Raw genomic sequence first — 16,883 nt, 5'->3', positions numbered from 1 at the left:
TTATTATTCCGTTTCTTGCCTTACCACTTCAACTGGTTTTGGCGCCGCTTCAACCGGTTTTGGTGTTGGGGCTGGCGTTGCTGCCGGTGCGGCGATAACTGCCGGTTTTCTGGCTTCTGAATCTTGGTTGCCAGTGTCCGCATGGCTGGGGGCATTAGCCGGAGATTCAGGACGTTCGGTTCTTTCCACTCTTTTGGCAAAATCATTATCATAAGAGCGGGGAGCCGTTGGGCGCGATTCGTCGTTGCTGTCGCTGGACGCTTCAGAGACGGTATTTGAATCGCCATTTGTTTCAGGCTTTTTATAGTTTGGATTACGCGGCCTTCTACGATTCGGTCCTCTTCTGGCATTATTCCTTTTGGGATGCTCTCCGGCAACAAGAGCAAGTTCCGGTGCGCTGGAAATAGCCTCGCTAACCTCAACCGCTTCAGTTTTAACCTGTTCGGTTTTTGCTACAGGCAAATTAGCCGGATCGAGATTACGCTTTACGTTTCTATTTTGACCGCGTGGAGGACGGTTTTGGCGAGGAGCGTCCGGGTTTTGTTCAGGCTTTGGTTTTTGTGCCTGTTCCGGCGCTTGAACTTGTTCCTGATTGGGCGTGGGATTTTGACCGCGTCCTTGACCACGTCCGCGGCCGCGGCCTCTTTCCTGGTTTTGACCTTGGCCGGGTCTGTTACCTCTGTTTTTATTCGGTTGACTCTCGTCAATCGCCTTGGTTCTTTCAATAGTTTGAACGGTACCCGCCGTTCTGGCCTTAGGCTCGGCACTGCCGGCATTGGAACCTATCAGTTTATGCCAGAAGCGTTGAATCAGGCTGGCTGATTCATTCTTGTTTTGCACCGGCGCAGGAGAGTCATGCAGGAATTCCTTGACTGCGGGTTTTGCTGTGCTCGGTTTTACTTGCTGGGCAAATTCAGGGATAGTGATGTCTTCCGCTTTGATTTGTAAATAGCTGGCTTTGCCATTTTCGCCGGACTCTTTTTCCTTGATGCGTTCAATGTCATAGGCCGGTGTTTCCAAATGCTTGCTGGGCAGGATCACAATGCCGACTTTCAGCCTGTTTTCAATTTGCTCAATGGCGCTGCGTTTTTCATTTAATAGGAACGTCGCGCACTCGATAGGCAAGTGGGCAATGACTTTTTCGGTGCCTTTCTTCATCGCTTCTTCTTCAAGAATACGCAGAACGGAAAGTGCGACCGATTCTACATTACGAATCGTACCTTGGCCTTTGCAACGCGGGCACGGTAGTTGAGTCGAGTCGCCGAGCGAAGGACGCATCCGTTGCCTGGACATTTCCAATAGGCCGAAACGCGAGATGCGGCTGGTCTGAATACGCGCGCGGTCGATTTTAAGGGCGTCGCGCAGGTGATTTTCAACGGTTTTCTGGTTTTTATTGGACATCATATCGATGAAGTCGATAACAAACAGGCCGCCCAAATCCCGTAGTCTCAGTTGGCGGGCAATTTCATCGGCCGCTTCGAGATTGGTATTTAATGCCGTTTCTTCGATATCGCTGCCTTTGGTGGCGCGTGCCGAATTGATGTCAATAGAGGTCAGTGCTTCGGTATGATCGATGACCAGCGAACCGCCGGACGGTAACGATACTTCCCGGCCATAAGCCACTTCAATTTGGGACTCAATCTGATAGCGGTTAAACAGCGGGACAGCGTCCTGATACAGTTTTGCCTTGGGCAAAAAGTGCGGCATGACTTGTTTTAAGAAGTTTTGCACCAGTTTGAAAGAGTCTTCATTGTCGATCAAAATCTCGTCAATATTACCGCGCAAATGGTCGCGTAAAGCTCTAATGATAACGTTGCTTTCCTGAAAGACCAGAAACGGTGCGGCATGTTCACTGGCAGAGCGTTCTATGGCTTCCCAGAGTTGCAGCAAATAGTTTAAGTCCCATTGCAGTTCTTCGACATTTTTGCCGCATCCGGCCGTTCTAACAATGAGTCCCATGGTTTCAGGAATCTCAAGCGCCGCCATGACTTCACGTAGGTCACTGCGGGTTTCGCCTTCTATGCGCCGTGAAATACCGCCCGCTTTAGGGTTGTTGGGCATCAACACCAAATAGGTGCCGGCCAGGCTGATATAAGTGGTTAAAGCTGCGCCTTTATTGCCGCGTTCTTCTTTTTCAATCTGAACAACAATTTCCTGACCTTCTTTAATCAGGTCTTTTATGGCTGGACGACGGCCGTCGTTTTCGACGCCATCTTGCAGTTGACGGTAGAGGGGAGAGATTTCTTTGAAAGGTAAAAAGCCGTGTTTTTCAGCGCCGTAGTTTACGAAAGCCGCTTCCAGACTGGGTTCTACGTGGGTTACTATGCCTTTGTAAATATTAGACTTTTTTTGTTCTTTCGAAGGTACTTCTATGTCAAAATCATATAGTTTTTGACCGTCTACCAAAGCAACTCGCAGTTCTTCCGGCTGCGTAGCGTTGATAAGCATTCTTTTCATTCAATATTCCTTGTTGTGTCCTGCTCCATGGTCAGATTTTACTGAACAGACTGGTTTTGGTTATCGTGTTTGTGTAGAGGGGTCTGCTAAAGCCGCTCTTACATAACTTAGTTTTTACGGTTTTAATGTTCCGTTTCTGCGTGTTGTCGTTGGTATCCCGCCCTTCACTTAGGTGAAGGCCGTGGATAGTTGCACGGACAGAGTCTAAGCAAATAAATATTTTTTCAGTCTTGGTTGTAAATTCCGTCTTAAACAGGAGTTATAAATCGTTCGTCTAGGGTCGAACGATGAACCCGAAAATCTTAAGATGATGAGCCGGCGTAAGAGTTAATCGCCAGGTTAATCATCATCGAGTAATGCTCCAAAGCAGTTTTGTTAGCGAAAACAGGAGCAAAAGCATGTTTTTTATATTAAAAAAACTTGCTTAATATAACAATCTTATTGCTATACATCAATTTAAAGAATCAATCATAGCCGGATACTGGTATTATTTGCATTATGAATAATGAAGAAAAAAGCGTAACCCCCAAAGTTCAACTGGTCGAAATCACTGAAGATTTGTGCGATCAACGGTTGGATAATTTTTTAATTGCCCGCTTGAAAGGCGTGCCTAAAAGCCGAATTTACCGGATTGTTCGTAAAGGTGAAGTGAGGGTTAATAAAGGACGCGTCGATGTTAAATATCGTCTGGTTACCGGCGATATCGTCAGAATTCCTCCGGTCAGGGTGGCCGAACGTAGCGAAGAATCGTATGTTCCACAGGGTTTGCAAGCGGCTTTGCAGCAGGGTATTTTGTTTGAAGATGAGGGCTTCCTGATCGTTAACAAACCGGCCGGTTTTGCCGTGCATGGCGGTAGCGGCGTGAGTTCCGGTATTATCGAAGGCCTACGCCTGATAAGGCCGGAAGCGCATTTTTTGGAGCTGGTTCACCGACTCGATAAAGACACCTCCGGCTGCCTGATCATTGCCAAAAAACGTAGTGCGTTGAAACTGTTGCACGAGTTGTTTCGCGACAATCATATCCATAAAACTTATGTGGCCTTGCTCGCAGGGCAATGGGCGAGAAAAAAGCTGGTCGTCACCGCGCCCTTGCTAAAAAATGTCAGTAAAGGCGGTGAACGTATGGTTGTTATCAGCCAAGCCGGTAAAGAGGCCGAGACGCTGTTTCGCCGTTTGAAATTATTTAGCGATTCGACGCTGGTCGAGGCCTCGCCAAAAACCGGGCGTACCCACCAAATACGCGTTCACGCCGCAAGCCTTGGGCATCCGATTGTCGGTGACGAGCGTTATGGCAGAGATGAAATCAACCGTGGATTTAAGGGCCGAGGCTATAAGCGCATGTTCCTGCACGCGGAAAAATTAAAATTTCAGCACCCTGTGACCGGGGAGCCGTTAACCATTTTGGCGCCTTTGCCTCAGCCATTGGAAGATTTGTTAAAACATGAAGAACAAGTTTGATTTAATCATATTCGACTGGGACGGTACCCTGATCGACTCGATAGACTGGATCGTACATTGTCTGCAAACGGCAGGAAAACAGTGCGGCTGCGATATTCCCGAAACTCAGGCGGCAAAGGATGTGATCGGCCTGAGCATTAGAAACGCCTGTAGCGCGCTATTTCCCGGTGTTGATCAGGAAACGCTGACGCAATTAACCGTCTGTTACCAGCAAACTTATTTATCCAGACAATTAGGCCGGGAAGATTTATTCCCCGGCGTTTATGAGATGTTGGTCGAACTGAAACAGACAGGTTATCAGCTGGCTGTTGCTACCGGTAAAACCAGGGCGGGTTTACAGCAGGCCTTACAGGCGACAGACACGGAAGACTTATTCTGCATCACCCGTTGCTCCGATGAAACCGCCTCTAAACCGGACCCGCTAATGTTGCAGCAGATTATGCAGCATACTAATGCGGCGAATGACCGTAGTTTAATGGTCGGCGATTCCACCCATGACTTGCAAATGGCGATGAATGCCCAAATATCATCCATAGCAGTGTCATGCGGAGCGCATCCGGAAGACATATTGCAACGATACAGTCCGTTGATGTGCTTACAGCAGCCGGCAGAATTATTGAATATTATTAGAGGTTAACAAGGCATGGACAATCAGAACACACCAGAAATTACGCGCGAATCCGGCTGGGAGCGAGAGGTTATTGAAAAACTGGCTCTTTCTGCAATCACCGAACAAACAAGAGCAAGACGTTGGAGCATTTTCTTTAAGAGCTTGATGTTCGCGTATTTGGTCGCCTTGCTCGGAATGGCTATGTATCCAAAGTTTAGCCAGAATATTGGCGGTAATAATAAAGATCATACAGCTGTTGTCGATGTGGTCGGCATGATTGCCGAAGGCAAAGATGCCAATGCCGACAGCATTATCGAAAGTTTGAGAAATGCAGTCAAAGACAAGCACACCAAAGGTATTATTCTGCATGCAAATTCGCCTGGCGGCAGTCCGGTGCAGTCGTCTTATGTTTATGAGGAAATCAAGAAAATTAAAAAAGAACATCCAGATTTGCCGATTTATGCGGTGGTCAGCGATATTTGCGCATCGGGTTGTTACTTTATTGTCTCGGCCAGCGACAAGATTTTTGTGAATCCTTCCAGCCTGGTGGGTTCTATCGGCGTATTGATGGATGGCTTCGGTTTTGTCGATGTCATGCAAAAGCTGGGCGTGGAGCGCCGCTTATTCACCGCAGGCGCGCATAAAGCCATGCTTGATCCCTTTTCGCCATCGAAAGAAGACGAAACTCATTATATACAGAGCCTGTTAAATCAAGTGCACCAGCAATTTATCGGTGCGGTTAAAGCCGGTCGCGGTGACCGGCTTAAAGAGAATCCCGACATGTTTTCAGGATTGGTCTGGACAGGCGAAGAAGGCGTGAAGCTGGGTATAGTTGACGGCGTCGGCAATCAGGACTATGTCGCCAAGGAACTGATCGGTGCAGAAACACTGGTTGACTTCACTCGGCAAGAACAGTTGTTCGATAAAATCGCAGGCAAGTTGGGGGCATCTTTCGGACAAGCAATCGGTAGTATGGTTCAAGGCGTGTCGTTGCATTAAATGTTCAGTAGCGATTCAGGGGCATCGGTTAAAATGCTCTTTGCTCAAAGCATTTTGAAAAACGCATTGGGTAGGGTGACGATGGATTTGTGCTCAACACAATTCCGTGGTTTTTAAATTACAAAGCGAGCTTTAAACTCCGGCATCTGTGATTTTGGAGTCCAAAGCTTGCTTTGGTCGTTCAAAGCCTAAGAGTTGGCCTCGCCGTATCTTTTGGGCTGATAACTCTGGATTGCCTATGAGAAATTTGCTTAAAGTAGCTGTACTTCTGTTGACGTTTGCCAATTGTTGTTTTGCAGAAAACAACCTGTTGGCAACCATCAGTTTGGATGAGGCTACCAAACAAATAATCGAAGGCACCTACAACAAAGTATTGGCCGCGCAAACGGAAATAATTGATGGCAAAGCAGTGCATGTCATTAAAGTACTGACGCCGGATGGCCGTATCCGGTATTACAAAATTGATGCCGAAACCGGTCAATTAGTCAATTAACCTCACGCATAAGCAGACTAAAAACATGCGTATTCTAGTTGTTGAAGATGAAGAAAAACTCTGCGAGCAGATCCAGCAATTCTTTGCGGATAAAGGTTTTGCCGTTGATACTGCAAATACCGGTCGCGACGGCTATTACATGGGTAAGGAATATCCTATTGATGCCGCCGTTATCGATATTGGTTTGCCCGATTTTTCCGGCATTGAACTGATCAAGCGCTTACGTAAGGATAAAGTCACAGTTCCCATCCTGATTTTAACCGCCAGAAGCCGGTGGCAGGAAAAAGTAGAGGGGCTGGAAGCGGGAGCGGATGATTATCTGGTTAAGCCTTTTCATTATGAAGAGTTGCTGGCCAGGATTAATGCGTTGATAAGGCGCTCGGCCGGAGTGGCTCATCCGGTATTAACCCATGACAACATTGAACTGGATACTGTGGCGCAAGAAGTGACCGTGTCCGGGGTCAAGCTGGAATTAACCGCTTATGAATACAAGGTATTGGAGTACCTGATGTTCCGCAAGGGCGAAGTGGTTTCAAAATCCGTTTTGACGGCGCATATTTATGATGAAGACTTTGAACGCGACAGCAATGTTCTTGAGGTTTTTATCGGTCGATTAAGAAAAAAGCTTGATCCCGACGGTACGCGTAAACCCATTGAAACCTTGCGTGGCCGAGGTTACCTGATTCATGCCGAGCGCGATTGAGTCAGTTCTCAAATATATTTTTCTTATTGATGAAAGGTAAGTTCTTGGGATACCTATTTATTAAGAACTTACGATCCGTGTTTATTCCTAAAGGCCTTGAGTGCAGATTAAATCATTAAGCTTTCGACTGCTGGTTTCGGCCGGCCTTGTGCTTGCAGCATTCTTTGCTTTGGCATCGGTGGTGCTTGAACAGGGCTTTCGTGAGAGCGCCGAACAGGCTTTAAAGGAAAAGTTACAGGTTTATGTGTATTCGCTGCTATCGGCCGCCGAACTTAAAAATTCCGGTGATTTAAGCATGCCGGCCAATTTGCCTGAGCCACAGTTTGCAACTCCGGGCTCCGGTCTTTACGGCTTTATACATTTGGCAAAAAAAAATCTGGTATGGCGTTCGCCATCGGCTATCGGGCTCAATATAGAGCCCCCGCCGGAATTAAGCGCGGGCAATTCTGCATTTTTGTTAGCCGAGCATGATCGTTATGCGCTGCATTACGCGGTCATCTGGAAAAATGTAGCCGGCGTGGAGCGCGAATATATCTTTACTGTTACTGAAGACGCCCAGTTTGTCAGCAATCAGGTGGAGCGGTTTAGAAAAACCTTAAGAGTCTGGTTATTGGCTTTAGGATTGGTGTTAATAGCGATTCAACTGACCTTGTTGCGCTGGAGCATAAAGCCTTTGCGGATTATCGTAAAAGATCTTGAGGCGATAGAAAAGGGCCGCAAAACCCATTTGGACGGGGACTATGCAACCGAACTGGAAGGTCTTGCCGGTAATCTTAACGCCTTTATCAACAGTGAGCGGGCGCATCTGGAGCGTTATCGCAATGCCTTGGCAGACTTGGCGCACAGCCTGAAAACGCCGCTGTCGATATTACGCGGCTGTGTCGAATCGTTCAGTGTCAATAAAGAAACGGTAAAAGAGCAGATTTTCCGCATGAATGAGATCGTCGAGTATCAATTACAGCGGGCTGCGGCAAAAGGCGAACATAAAACCTCCGGAGCCGTCGATTTATCGGTAATTATCAAAAAAATAAGCGCATCGCTGAATAAGGTTTATATCGACAAAAACATGATTTTCGATATGACAATAGCGGAACAAAGCCTGGTTTATTATGACGAAGGCGACCTGTATGAAATAGCCGGAAACCTGATGGATAACGCCTGCAAGTGGTGCAGGCATACAGTGAAAATCAGCGTCTCCCTGAACCAACGTAAAGGCAGGAAGAATTTTGCAGTATTACTGGAGATTGAAGACGATGGGCCGGGGATTCCGGCCGGGAAACTGGCTGAAATTCTAAAAAGAGGCGTTCGCGCCGATGAAAATATTCATGGGCACGGTATCGGCATGGCCGTCGTTCATGGATTAGTCGGGTTGTTGGGCGGACTATTGGAAGGCAAAAAGAGTGAAACCTTGGGCGGAATGAAATGGAGCGTTTATTTGGCATGATTCGCTCCACGCCGATTTCAGGGTAGTGCGGAACGGGATAAATTGTGTAAAGCCGCGCTTATGACACCTGCTTCAACATACCCATACCGTTAGGCTTTTTAACGACCTGCAGTTGGGCTTTAAAGCGTTTTTGAACCCCTTCAACATGAGAAATAACGCCGACGGTTTTTCCGTGGGTATGCAGGCCTTCCAGCGTGCTGATGACTGTGTAAAGCGTTTCCGCATCCAGGTTACCGAAGCCTTCATCGAGAAATAGCGAATCCACGGACTTGCCGCTATTGGCTAACTCGGAAAGTCCCAACGCCAGCGCCAGACTGACTACAAAACTCTCGCCGCCGGACAAGGTTTTGGGCAGCCGGTGTACATTGCCTTGGTAAGTATCCTCAACTGCCAATGCCAAGCCCTGTTCGCTGGGCATTTGCCGCAGATAATAACGGCCGCTGACTTTTTCCAGCACAGCATTGGTTTGGGATAATAACTGTTCGGCTACGCGTTGCTGAACCCGACGACGAAAAGCCATGCCGCTTTCCTCGGCTATTTGAGCGGCTTCGGCACTGCATAGACGGACAACTTCTTCCTGATCCTGTAATTGCGCCAGAATCTTATCGGTTTTTTGCTTAAGTTGCTTTTGCTCGTTCAACAGCTGTTTAAGACGTTGTGCTTCCAGATCGGCTATCGCCCGTTTTTCGGTCACGCTTTTTAGTTGGGCATCCAACTGCTCCGGATTTAGCTCAGTTGCAACCAGTGTATTTTCTGTCTCCAGCTCGAGTCGGCTTTTTTCCAGCTCTATGGTTTTGGCGTCGATTTCCTGTTCCAGTTCCGCCAGATGACGTTCCAGTTCCGGCTGATGTTGCAGCAGCTCCAATATTTCAGTCAGCTCATGCAGGCTGGTAAATTGCGTTCCCTGGATTTTGTTTTGCAATGCCTGCTTCAATACGTCGAGCTCGGCTTCCTGCTTGGTAATCAGCTGTTCTTTTTCGGCAATCAGTTTTTGTTTTTCAATTAATGCCAAATGTAAGCCGACGGTTTCTTCGCTTTGTAATTGCTGATTGTAACGCTCAAGTTTTTCATTACATGCGGCTATTTCAATTTGGCAGTGCCCGGCTTTTGCTTTTAATGTTTCCAGTTCCTCGGCTAAGCTTCTTTGCCGGAAAGCATAGCTTTGATAATCCTGGCGACGCGCATTCAGCCGGTCAAACAGCGCATCCTCTTTGCCTTTAGCGGGCATTTTTTCGCCCAGTAAGGCTAATTGTGCAATGACTTTGTCGGCTAGTTGTTGCTCTTCCTGCTGACGGGTAGCCAATACGGCGTCGTAATCGATTTCTTCGTTCGGACGTTGCCGCCATTCGGCATCCAGCTGTTGGGTGTTTAGCTGTAAGCGTTCAACCGTGGCTTCGCTCTTGGCGATCAAGGCTGCCAGCTGCTCGATACCGGCCTGTTTTTTTCGATAGTCGGCAATCACGCCGGTGATGGTTTTTAATGCGCTGATTTCGGACTTTAACCGGTGTTGCAGCAAGCCTAATTTATTGATTTTCAGGTCTTCGCTTGCCGTGTTAAGCCGGTTGCTCAAGGTTTGCCATTGGGATTTAATCTTAATCTGTTCTGTCTGGTTGGCCTGATTTTTTTCCGCCAGTTTTCGTGCTGTTTTAAGCTGTAGTTCCAGCTTGCCGGCAGCGATCATTAAGGCTTTTATTTTTGCCTTTTGATCCGTTAGAGCTTGTTGAGAGTTGGCTTCTTTCGGTGGATGCTGGCTATAAGGGTGCTTTAATGCGCCGCATAAAAAGCAAGGCTCGCCATCGACAAGATGCGGGCGCTCTGCGGCCATTTTTCTTAGCAATGTTTCACGGAAAACAGCGGTTTCCAGCGTGAGTTTAATATTTTCTTCCCGGCCGGTTTCTTGTTTTATGACTGCAAGCTCGGATTCCAGCTCTTCAATATCATGGTTCGGCTGCTCTTTGCGACCGAACAGTCCGAAAAAGCTAAAACCGCTTTTGGACAGTTTTTGATAAGCTACAGCCAGATTATAAAGTGCCCGAAAATCATTAACCCGCTCTTGTTGCTCTCGTTGAAACTCTTCAAGTTCAGCCAGGTTTTTACCCTGAGCCAGTCCTTCCAGCGCCTTTTCTGCCAGCGGTAGTTTGTGTTTTAATTCGGCAATTCTTTTATTTTCCTGCGCAATCGCAGATTTGTTATTTTTTAGTGATGCCGCCGTATTTTTTGACCATCTGGTAAATGTTTTTTGTTTTTCTTTCAGCCCAAGCAATTCAGCCCTGAGATTTTTTAATCGGCCTGTTTCGGGAAAGCTTGCCAGCAAAGATTCGTCCGCGGCGTGCTCTTCCAGCCATTTTGACACGCTAGCAAGATTGGCTGTCTTATCATCAATTTGTATGTCTAATGACTGCCATAATTCTGATTCCGATTGTTGCTGGGAAGTCAGCTGACCTATTTGCGCTCTGATTCCGGATAGGGTTTGTCCTTGTTCGGTAACTGATTTATGGGGCAATCTATCCGGAGCTGATCCTGTGCCGATATGGTTTTGTATCTGCTTAAGTTCGCTCCGGAAATCCGCCAGTATTGTTTTACTCTGATGAACTTCATGATTTTTTTCCTTAATCACGTCCAAATCGTCTTTAAAGAGCAGTGCGTCCTGGGCTATCGTCAGCTGATCCAGCTTTTGCTGCTCGCTTGATGCCGATGCTTTGGTTTGTTGCAGGGCTTTGTCCTGATCGGCAATCCGGCTTTGCAGGATTAACACATTCTGCAGCGAGGTTTTCTGCTGTTTCAGGCTGCTTTGCTCCTCCCGTAGCTCGGCCGATTGATCAATAAAATCGATCAAATCATGCTCGCAGGCTTCCAGCTTTTCCGGTTCCATGATCGGTATGACCGATAAATCCTGTTTTAAATAATCCAGGCGTTGTTGTGCGTCAGAGGCTTTTTTATTGACTTCGTTTTTATAGTCCGCATAAATATCGGTGCTGATGATTTTTTCCAGAATATCCATGCGCTCATTGTCCAGCGCGTTCAGGAATGCGGCAAAATCGCCCTGCGCCAACAGTATTGAACGGGTGAAGTTACGGAAATTCATTCCGGTAATTTCAGTAATTCGTGCGCATACTTGCTGGGATGTGGTTGCCAGCACTTCGCCGTCGCTCAAACGGGTCAGTTTCATTTCAGGTGGCGTTAATTCAGCTTCCGGGGCCGCGTCATGCCTTTGTGCATGCCAGCTGGAGCGGTATTTCACCTTATCCAGGGTAAATTCAATTTCCGAAAAACACTCCGCCGTGTGTTGGGTCATCACATGTCCGGCAGGCCGGTCAAAACGGAAAGTCTCGCCATACAGGCCCAGCGTAATGGCATCTAAAATACTGGATTTTCCGGATCCGTTAGGACCGGTAATCGCAAAAACTCCGGTGTCTGAAAAAGGCGATTGTTCAAAATCAATCCGGTTCTCGCCTTCCAATGAGTTGATATTTTTAAAATGAATATTGAGTATTTTCATTGGTTGACGACTTTAAGTTTTTGCAACAGCTGGGGATTTCTAAATAAAACATTATAACGCTGTCTGGCGATTTTTTCCCACCTATGCGACATGCTGTAATAAGCCGGAAATATAATGACTGAAGCAAAATAGTTGAGAGATAACTGATGAGTCAAAACATTGCCCGTGACTCTAGCGTTCCAAAATTAAATAAAACATCTGCTAAAATGGCGCAAGGAGGAAATTTAATGCTGAAAAAAACTTTACGTTGGCTGCTGACCTTGATTTACAAGGTTGAAATCAAAGGGCTGGACAACTACAAAAATGCCGGAAAACGCGTTCTGATCATATCCAACCACACTTCTTTTCTGGATCCGTTACTGTTGGGTGTATTTCTACCCGATGAAATCACTTTCGCGATCAATACCCAGATCTCCGAGCGTTGGTGGTTAAAGCCTTTTCTGAGGTTATCCCGCGTTTTCCCGATGGATCCGACCCATCCTTTATCCCTGAAAGATTTGATTCATCATTTGCAGCACGATACGCGCACCGTTATTTTTCCTGAAGGACGCATTACCGTAACCGGTTCGTTGATGAAAATCTACGACGGCACCGGTATGGTTGCCGATAAGTCCGAAGCGGCCATCTTGCCTGTACGGATTGAGGGGGCTGAATATACGCACTTTTCCAGGTTGCGCAATATCGTTCGCTTGCGTTTATTTCCCAAAATTACTATCCAGATTTTGCCTCATACTTTCGTTTCCCCGCCTCAAGGCTTGACCGGCAAAAACCGTCGCAAATACAGCGGGCATGTTTTGGCCGATATTATGACCGAAATGATGTTTGCGACCAGTCATTACCGGCAAACCATCTTCGCCAGTCTGCTTGAAGCGCGCAAAATACACGGCGGCAAACATACTGTTGCCAATGATCTGGAGCGAATTCCATTATCCTATGACAATTTAATTACCCGAACCGTTGTCATCGGTAATGCTTTAAAGAAGATTACGGTCGAGGGAGAAAATATCGGGGTTTTTTTACCCAATTCGACCAAGACCCTGTCGGTTATTTTGGGCCTGCAGCTTTATGGCAGGGTGCCGGCCATGTTGAATTTTTCCACCGGTTCGGCCGGTATGGTTTCTGCTTGTAACATTGCCCAAGTCAAAACGGTTTTGACTTCCCGCCGGTTTATAGAGTTGGGCAAGTTAACCGAGGAAGCCGATCACTTGGGCGAACAGGTTAAACTGGTTTATCTGGAAGATTTGGCCGCACGCCTGTCGGCTTGGGACAAGTTTCAGGCGTTGCTGCAATGCAAAACCGCAAATATCTGGTACAAACACACCCAATACAGTCCTGACAGTCCGGCGGTGGTTTTATTTACCTCCGGCTCTGAAGGTACGCCCAAAGGCGTGGTGCTGTCCCACGCCAATATTCTGTCCAATCTTAAACAGCTGGAAGCCCGGATCAATTTTAATGCGCGCGACGTGGTGCTCAACTTTCTGCCGATGTTTCATTCTTTCGGCTTTACCGTCGGCACTATGCTGCCGATATTGCATGGCATGACCACTTTTTTTTATCCAACCCCTCTGCATTTCGCGGTCATTCCTGAAATCGCTTATGAAATCAGCGCCACCATTATGTTCGGCACCAATACCTTTTTAGCCGGATATGCTAAAAAAGCCCATGCCTATGATTTTTTTAATATGCGTTATGTGGTTGCCGGTGCGGAAAAATTGCAGGAAACCACTCGCCAACTCTGGGCGGATAAATTCGGCATACGCATACTGGAGGGTTATGGCGCGACCGAAACGACGCCTATCGCCTCCGTCAATACCCCGATAGACTTTAAAGCCGGGACTGTAGGGCGATTTATGCCGTCTATGGAATATAAACTGGAGCCGGTCGAAGGCATTGAAGACGCAGGCAGGCTGCACGTCAGTGGACCCAATATCATGCTGGGTTACCTGTTGGCCGACAATCCGGGCAAGCTGGTGCCGCCCAAATCGATCTATGGCGAAGGCTGGTACGACACCGGCGATATTGTGAATGTCGATAATGAGGGATTTATCAGCATTCGCGGCCGCAGCAAGCGCTTTGCCAAAGTCAGCGGTGAAATGGTCTCATTAACCGCAGTAGAGCAGTTGGCCTCCCATGCTTGGCCGGATGCGCATCACGCTGTCATCAGCCTGCCCGATCCCAAAAAAGGCGAGCAGGTTATTTTGGTCACCACCCAAAAACAGGCGACTGTCACTGACTTGGCGGCGGCATCTAAAGGTGTGGCTCAAATATCGTTGCCTAAAAAGATTTTGATTGTGGATGCGATTCCGGTGATGGCGACCGGTAAAACCAATTATATTGCAGTGACGGAACTGGCGGCCGGCAAGGTATAAAAGAGGCTAAAGGCTAAATTCTTAGGCGATGTCCGGTAAAGAATATACCTCGTATAATTTATTTTTTATTCACCACGAAGATACGAAGGACACGAAGTTTATGTTTTTTCTTCGCGCTCTTCGTGTCTTCGTGGTGAGAAAATAATGCGTAATTCGGGTATGTTCTTTCATGGAAACGGCCTTAAACCGCAATGCAAGTATTTTTTGCCCTTCGTCCTTCGCCTTTTGCCTTAAATAATTATGAACAAACAAATCTATCCGTTACTGATCGCCCAGTTCTTATCCGCATTTGCCGATAACGCTATTTTATTTACAGTGATTGCGATGGTGATGCAATCTACACAGCTGGCCAGTTGGTATGTTCCTGCTTTGCAGAGCGCGTTTTTGGTTGCTTTCGTATTACTTGCGCCATGGGTGGGCGGATTTGCCGATAATCATTCCAAATCCAGAGTGTTGATTATCGGCAACCTGATTAAAGCGGTGGGCGCAGCATTATTGCTGTGCAAAGTCGAACCGCTGATTGCTTATTGCGTGGTCGGAGTGGGTGCGGCCATTTACAGCCCGGCAAAATACGGTATTTTGCCGGAGCTGGCAGGACATGAATTTCTGGTTAAAGCGAACAGCTGGATCGAAGGCTCCACTATTTTGGCTATTTTGCTGGGCATGATGATAGGCGCCAAGGTCGCGGATTATTCGATAGCTTGGGCGCTGATTGGAACCATCGTCATTTTTATAATCTCTGCCTTGACCACTCTGTTTTTACCGGTCAGCATTGCCAAAAAGACGACTCCCGGTTCGGTATTGCTTATGTTTTGGCGGGAAATAAGCCTGTTTTTTACTACGCCTCGATCACGCTTTGCTATTCTTGGCGGGTCTTTATTCTGGGCTGCTGCGGGAACATTAAGAGTCATTATTGTTGCTTGGGCGCCGCTGATTTTATTGTCAAAAAATGCGTCTGAAATTGCGGAACTCACCTTATTTATCGCTATCGGCATCATAGCCGGATCAGCATTGGTGCCGGGACTCATTCCTCTTGAACATTTACGGCGGGCCAGAGTCCCCGCTTATTTAATGGCTTTATTTATCGTTGCGCTGAGCCTGACTGACAGCATTTGGCCTGCCCGGTTTATGCTGTTTTTTATAGGCGTAATGGGCGGCATGTTTATCGTTCCTGTCAACGCCGCATTGCAGGAACTGGGGCAACAGAGCATCGGTAGCGGCAGTGCGGTTGCTCTGCAGGGTTTTTTCCAGAATCTCGCCATGCTGGCGGCGGTCGGCAGCTATACCTATGCCGCGTCACAACATGCCGATCCTGTTTTAGCCTTGTTGAGCTTGGGTATATTGGTTTTTATAGCGACTTTTCTGGTATCGCTGCACCTGCCGGATAATTATCCTGAAAAGCTGAGTTGATTCATCGCTGCAACAGCGCTAAGTCCGGTTTGAACACCCGTTAATCGGTATTGTCGATTATTGCAGCGGCTTTGCCTCTGCTCTCATTGACCCTGAACAGCAAAACCAGCCCGACGATAAAAAACGCTAAGGTCGACAGCAATGACATCCGGTGGTTGCCGTTGCTCCAATAATTTATCAGTCCGTAGCTTAATGGCCCGACTATGGCCGATAAGCGGTTGACCAATCCCCATAAGCCTAAGAATTCTCCTGCCCGTTCGGTGGGTGAAAATTTACTGACTAAAGCGCGTCCGACAGACTGGCTTGCCCCCATAGCCAAACCGATAATATTTCCGGCTACCCACATCATTGCGGGCGTGGTGGCAAATAAAGCTACCATCACCGCGACAATCCAGAGCAGTAGCGTAATTGCCAGCGTGGGAATCGCCCCTATCCGATCTTGTAAATGTCCGCAAATAAAAGCACCAACGGCGGCAGTTACATTAACGACCATAATTAGCACAATCAACGATTGGGTATCAAAGCCCATGACTTCTTGGGCATAAACGGCGGCCAGAACCACCACTGTGCTAACCCCGGACTGATACACGGCCAGTGTTATTAAAAACCGGATCAGGTCACGAAAGCGGGCTGCTTCTTTAAATGTATGCGCCAGCCTGGCATAACTTATCTGTAGGTTTGACAAGGCCTGATTTAGCGCCCCCGGAATTGCCCGTTCATGAAGCCAAAGAAAAGTAGGCGTGGCCGTTAATGCAAAGATTGCGGCGGTGATCAGTAAGGTAACAGGAACAAAATGCGTTTCCGCCAGCCCGTGTTGCTTGGCCCAGGTAATGTAGGCAAGGCAAATCGCTAATGTCAGAAGGCCGCCGAAATACCCCAGGCTCCAACCGTAACCGGACATTTTGCCCATATTCTGTTCAGGCACAATCTCCGGAAGAAACGCGGCAATCAGGTTTTCGCCGCTGGCAAACATGATGGCGGAAAGAGTAACCAGCACCATGCCCAGCCATATATCGCCGGGACCGACCAGCGCCAGCAACGCTGTGGATACTATGCAACCGACGGAGGAAATCAGCAGGAAAAGTTTCTTGCAAGCACGATGATCAGCTACGGCCCCTATTAGCGGTCCGCTGATCATGACTATAAAATTGGCAATGCCGATAGCCAGGGACCATAGCAGGGTCGATAAGCCGGGGGCGATGCCTTGTGCCTCACCGGCAACCACACCAACAAAATAAGCGCTGAATATAGTGGTTTGCACCACGGTGGTATAGCCGGAGTTGGCAAAATCGTATAAGGCCCATGCCAGCAATTCTTTACGGCTGGCGTTGCCAATGAGTTGGCTGTTTTCGTCAGTAGACGGCTTGTTTGGATCACTATTCATACTCTGGACTTTCGCTACAATCATTAGTTGTCATCCTTCAATATCGAAGGAATTATT

At 47.6% G+C, this 16,883-nt stretch carries 11 protein-coding genes; 8 read left to right on the top strand and 3 right to left on the bottom strand.

Features of this window, described 5'->3' with window-relative positions; translation table 11 throughout:
* Positions 1–3: 3 nt before the first annotated feature.
* Complete coding sequence (locus tag V7051_RS06205; protein WP_333874072.1) at positions 4–2,457, bottom strand: Rne/Rng family ribonuclease; 2,454 nt, start codon at positions 2,455–2,457, stop codon at positions 4–6.
* A 498-nt stretch (positions 2,458–2,955) separates the two neighbouring features.
* Between V7051_RS06205 and rluC the strand changes: the two genes are divergently transcribed.
* The 6 genes from rluC (at position 2,956) to V7051_RS06175 (ending at position 8,164) form a co-directional block, all read left to right on the top strand.
* Complete coding sequence (rluC, locus tag V7051_RS06200) at positions 2,956–3,915, top strand: 23S rRNA pseudouridine(955/2504/2580) synthase RluC (protein ID WP_333874071.1); 960 nt, start codon at positions 2,956–2,958, stop codon at positions 3,913–3,915.
* Positions 3,899–4,552, top strand: a complete 654-nt coding sequence (locus tag V7051_RS06195) for an HAD family hydrolase (protein ID WP_333874070.1) — start codon at positions 3,899–3,901, stop codon at positions 4,550–4,552. Before rluC ends, V7051_RS06195 begins: the two co-directional genes overlap by 17 nt.
* Before the next feature lie 6 nt (positions 4,553–4,558).
* Positions 4,559–5,524 (top strand): signal peptide peptidase SppA, encoded by a 966-nt coding sequence (gene sppA, locus V7051_RS06190; RefSeq protein ID WP_333874069.1) that lies wholly within the window; start codon positions 4,559–4,561, stop codon positions 5,522–5,524.
* 238 nt (positions 5,525–5,762) lie between these two features.
* Positions 5,763–6,017, top strand: a complete 255-nt coding sequence (locus V7051_RS06185) for a PepSY domain-containing protein (RefSeq protein ID WP_333874068.1) — start codon at positions 5,763–5,765, stop codon at positions 6,015–6,017.
* A 25-nt stretch (positions 6,018–6,042) separates the two neighbouring features.
* A complete protein-coding gene (locus V7051_RS06180) occupies positions 6,043–6,720 on the top strand; it encodes a response regulator transcription factor (RefSeq protein WP_333874067.1) in 678 nt (225 codons plus the stop codon).
* A gap of 100 nt (positions 6,721–6,820) precedes the next feature.
* Complete coding sequence (locus tag V7051_RS06175) at positions 6,821–8,164, top strand: ATP-binding protein (protein WP_333874066.1); 1,344 nt, start codon at positions 6,821–6,823, stop codon at positions 8,162–8,164.
* A gap of 58 nt (positions 8,165–8,222) precedes the next feature.
* Here the strand turns inward: V7051_RS06175 and V7051_RS06170 are convergent, their stop codons facing one another.
* On the bottom strand, positions 8,223–11,663 hold the full coding sequence (locus tag V7051_RS06170; protein WP_333874065.1) for an AAA family ATPase: 3,441 nt from the start codon (positions 11,661–11,663) through the stop codon (positions 8,223–8,225).
* Positions 11,664–11,890: 227 nt separating this feature from the next.
* Here V7051_RS06170 and V7051_RS06165 point away from each other — a divergent pair, with 227 nt between their 5' ends.
* Both V7051_RS06165 and lplT read left to right on the top strand, forming a co-directional pair.
* The gene (locus tag V7051_RS06165; RefSeq protein WP_333874064.1) at positions 11,891–14,032 is read left to right on the top strand and encodes an AMP-binding protein; all 2,142 of its coding nucleotides are present in this window, start codon (positions 11,891–11,893) and stop codon (positions 14,030–14,032) included.
* Between the two features lie 240 nt (positions 14,033–14,272).
* Positions 14,273–15,442 (top strand): lysophospholipid transporter LplT, encoded by a 1,170-nt coding sequence (gene lplT, locus V7051_RS06160; RefSeq protein WP_333874063.1) that lies wholly within the window; start codon positions 14,273–14,275, stop codon positions 15,440–15,442.
* A 40-nt stretch (positions 15,443–15,482) separates the two neighbouring features.
* Here lplT and V7051_RS06155 read toward each other — a convergent pair whose 3' ends face one another.
* Positions 15,483–16,826 carry an MFS transporter gene (locus V7051_RS06155; RefSeq protein ID WP_334181127.1) on the bottom strand — a complete coding sequence of 448 codons (1,344 nt, stop codon included), beginning with the start codon at positions 16,824–16,826 and terminating at the stop codon, positions 15,483–15,485.
* Between the last annotated feature and the right edge of the window lie 57 nt (positions 16,827–16,883).

Origin of the sequence: Methylobacter sp., assembly GCF_036845245.1 — a bacterium.
Lineage (GTDB): Bacteria > Pseudomonadota > Gammaproteobacteria > Methylococcales > Methylomonadaceae > Methylobacter_A.
The sequence above is the reverse complement of the archived record's forward strand: the minus strand, read 5'-3'. Positions and strand labels throughout refer to the sequence as shown.